We start from the raw sequence: 4,177 nt of genomic DNA, 5'->3' as shown, positions 1-4,177 counted from the left end.
GTTAATAATTACTCGATTTTTAAACGATTCCAGTAATTATTGAATAGCTCTAAACGTGATGTAGGTACATTATTCATAATAGCTTTAGTGTATACATCATGAGGAGGGAATAGAGCTGGGTCTGTTTGCCAAGCCTTTGGCATTAAAGCTTTAACTTTAGCATTAGAAGTTTGGAAGCCCATTTCTTTCACGATTTCTAATGCAACTTCTGGGCGTAGGATGTAGTTAATAAATAAGTACGCACCTTCAGGGTTTTTAGCTTTTGCCGGAATAGCGAAGTTATCAATCCAAAGGATTGAACCTTCTTTAGGATAAACTACTTTAATATTCTTATTGCCTTCAAGGTGAGCGCGGAATGCTGAACCAGTCCAAATCATCCCTACACCAGATTGTCCTTCAATGTAAGGAACTTCAGGTGAGTCTGAATTGTACTGTACTACCTTGTTGCTTAAATCACTAAGTTTTTGATAAGCTTTTTCAACTTGAGCATCAGTAGCTTTATTAGGATCATAACCTAAAGATAACAATGCCATTGAAAAGTTATCAAGTACGTCGTTAAGTAGAGTTAAGTTTTGGTATTGTGGTTTCCACAGATCAGACCAACTTTTAACTTTACTTGCGTCATACATATCAGTATTTACTGCTAAAGTTGTAAAACCATAGGTATAAGGTACTGAGTATTCATTTTTAGGATCATACTCGCGACCTAATAGTTCTGGGAGAACGTTATCCATTTTAATTTTACTATGATCTAGCTTTTGTAAAAATCCTTCATCTTTAAGTAGATTTACATAGTAGCTAGATGGGAAAATTAAATCGTATCCTTCTCCCTTAACAAGCTTTAGCTTTGAGTATAACTCCTCATTACTTTCATATGTAGAGTAACGAACTTCAATGCCTGTTTCTTTGGTAAATTGTTTTAATACATTGGTCGGGATGTATTCGGTCCAGTTGTATACATATAACACTTTACCTGGTTTAGGGGTGTCAGCTAACGCATTGTGGTTAAGACTGAAAAACGAAAAAAGGGAAATACCAAAAGCATTTGCTGCTTTTAATAGAACTGATTTTTTCAATTTGTAAAACCTCTAAATTTGTACTAGATAAATATCTAGGAAAAATGATAGTAAGCTAAGCGGGTCATGCTTAACTACGAACTAAAAATTGGATAGCTAATTTGTGACCGGCTGGCATTAAGTAACAAAACTAACTATGCAAAATTTAGGTAAGTAAGATTTTATTATATCTTAAGAAGCTAGATTTTAAATATTTTTATTGTGCATTACATGGTTTGGGATTAGAAATCAAAATGTTGGGGTGTGGTGTGTATAGGGGTAGGGTTATGCATCAGTAGAGATTACAGCAAAGATTAAAGTGTAAATTAGAGTTGGTAAATAAGATGAGTGCTAAATTTTAGTTTTCTTACGAATACAAGAAAAGTCCAGAGTAAACTCTGGACTTAAAAAGTATTATTTAACAACTGGTTCTTGTTCTTCACCGTCGTCATTTACACCTTCTGCGCCATAGCGAACACATACGGCTTTAGTGTAGAAAATATCACCTGATGAGTTAACAGCAGTTTCTACTGAATCTTGGATTACAGAGATTAAGAAACCGATTGCAATCATTTGTGAAGCAATTTCAGGTGAAATACCAAATAATGAAGAAGCGATAGGGATCATTAATAATGAGCCTCCCGGAACACCAGAACAACCAATCGCACATAAAGCAGCTACGATACAAGATAATACTGCTGTACTATAGTGTACATCGATACCTAAACTTAAAGCTGTTGTAATCGATAATACTGTAATAGTAGCAGAAGCTGCTGTTAAAGAAATGTTTGCTCCTAATGGTAAAGTGAAGGCAGAAATTTTTCTTGGTACGTTTAAGTCGTCAGCTAATTTAATATTCACTGGAATATTTGCTGCTGATGAACGTGAGAAGAATGCCGGAATACCCGATTGAATTGTACATTTAAATAGTAACGGGAATGGATTCTTTCTCATGTAGATGTATCCTACGATTGGGTAGAATACAAATTGAATGATTAAGTAAATCGATAATAGAAGAACGATTAGTTTACCGTATTTCAGGATTTCAGTAACCCCGTGGTTTACTAATACGCTAGAGAAAATACCAAATACCCCGATCGGAGCTAATTGTACGATCCAACCAACGATTTTTGTAGTTGCGTCAGCAACGCTGAATAATAAATCTTTAGTTGTTTTAGATGCGTAACGGAATGCTACCCCGAATGCAACAGCCCAGCTTAATAATGCCATAAAGTTAGCATTTACTAAAGCAGCAACTGGGTTTTCGAACATTCTTAAGAATTGAGTTACTAATACTTCACCTGCTGAAGTTTCTTTAGCTAATTGCACACTTGAAGTATCAATTCCGGTAAAGTTTAATTTAATAGGTGGAACACCTAAAGTAATTGCTGCGGCTAATACAGCGGCAAATACTGATGAAGCGATGTAAAGTAAAACAATTGATTTAATGATTTTATTTGAACCTGCATCAGCTTTTAAAATTGAAGCAATTAAGAGGACAAATACTAATAAAGGAGCGATGCTACGTAAAAGAGTTACAAATAGATCACCAAGAATAGCTACGTGTTTAGAAATAACCGGAGCAACAAAGTAAATTACTAGGGCGAGAATAACCCCAATTAAAATTCGCAAAATTAAGCTTCCGCGAAAGAGGAATGAAAAAGGCTTTAACATTTAGTACCTCGTAAAACAGAAAATAAATATTAACTAATAGTTATAAACTGCAAATGAACAAGGATCTTATCAAATGTATGTTAAGTAAAGCCGTTAATACAAACAACAGCCAATACATTAAAAAGAACAACTATAGCAAACTCGTGCTATTTGTCGTTAGAGCATGAAAATCAACAATGCAAAGTAAGTGATTTTGCTTTTAAGATCTCATTCTCACTGCAAAGCAGATATCTTCTAGTTCACCCGGCGACACGTACATAAAGTTACAGCACGTAAGTTTAAAAAGCAGATACTCCCCAAAATAGCCTGCAACACACAATTGCCAACGATTTAAATCTTCTTTCGCTCTTACTTAAAACTTTATGGACAGCATTTTATAATTCAGTATCTTCCTTACAACAGAAGCCCAAAAGAATTAGAAACCATACTAATTTTAAAACTCGTTTAAACGACAACTTAAAGCATAGGAATAAGTATTTAAGTAAGTTATTCATTTTTTATAAGTAATCAATAGTGAGTAATAAAATTAGCGATTTCTGCTGTACTTAAACTAGAAGTTGACAAAACGGGTCAATCTAAGAGGATGTGTTAGATTGCAATCATGTCCAACTGTTGTTAATCTAGCATAAAGCTGATTAGGTCGATGCTAATATAAAAATATGCTAGCGATAAAAATAACAATTATTCGATTATACTAAATCTTACGAAATAAGTATATAAAAATTAACTTTAGATTTTGAGGTAAGAGCTTAACCTCAAATTTATGCTAACAGATTTAAGGTTTAGTTGCAAGACTCGTCTTAAATATTTTTTCTCTAAAATCTAGAGCATAAAAATTTCACTTATTGTATAATGGCACAGATCTCGATATTAAAAAACCATATAGAGTGTCTCCTATAGGTATTGTTTTTTAATTATTAATATTTTCAATATTGGAGTTCTAACGTGGCTAATATCAAATCTGCTAAAAAACGCGTAATTACATCAGAAAAACGTCGTAGACACAACCAATCACAACGCTCTATGATGCGTACTTTCATCAAAAAAGTATACGCTGCTGTAGAAGCTAAAGATATCCCAGCTGCAAAAGCTGCTTTCGTGGATATGCAAAAAGTGGTTGACCGTATGGCGTCTAAAAAATTAATCCACGCTAACAAAGCTGCTAATCACAAATCTAAATTAGTTGCACGTATCCGTGCTGCTGAAGCTGCATTAGCTGCTGAACAAGCTGCTTAATTGATATTGATGTAATAATTGATATCACGTAAAGGTTATTTCTAACCAATAATTTAGGGTATGTTATAAGCTGGCATACCCTAAAATTATATCTAAATTATTTAAAAGCAGTCCCCAGAGTGTAATACTCTGGGGACTGTGTTTTATTAAGGATTTTAATATGATTAACAAAATATTATTTGCTTGGGCGTAATTGGCTTAAGTTAAATAAT

At 33.7% G+C, this 4,177-nt stretch carries 3 protein-coding genes; 1 reads left to right on the top strand and 2 read right to left on the bottom strand.

Features of this window, described 5'->3' with window-relative positions:
* Positions 1-8: 8 nt before the first annotated feature.
* Positions 9-1,076 (bottom strand): ABC transporter substrate-binding protein, encoded by a 1,068-nt coding sequence (locus tag CKF58_RS07800; RefSeq protein WP_245959250.1) that lies wholly within the window; start codon positions 1,074-1,076, stop codon positions 9-11.
* A 393-nt stretch (positions 1,077-1,469) separates the two neighbouring features.
* Entirely contained in the window at positions 1,470-2,729 is a 1,260-nt protein-coding gene (gene sstT / locus CKF58_RS07795; protein WP_119532644.1) for a serine/threonine transporter SstT, read from the bottom strand.
* Between the two features lie 945 nt (positions 2,730-3,674).
* Here sstT and rpsT point away from each other — a divergent pair.
* Positions 3,675-3,965 (top strand): 30S ribosomal protein S20, encoded by a 291-nt coding sequence (rpsT, locus tag CKF58_RS07790; RefSeq protein ID WP_119532642.1) that lies wholly within the window; start codon positions 3,675-3,677, stop codon positions 3,963-3,965.
* Positions 3,966-4,177: the final 212 nt, after the last annotated feature.

This window comes from Psittacicella hinzii (assembly GCF_003585935.1).
In the GTDB taxonomy this organism is placed as follows: Bacteria; Pseudomonadota; Gammaproteobacteria; order Enterobacterales; family Psittacicellaceae; genus Psittacicella; species Psittacicella hinzii.
The sequence above is the reverse complement of the archived record's forward strand: the minus strand, read 5'-3'. Positions and strand labels throughout refer to the sequence as shown.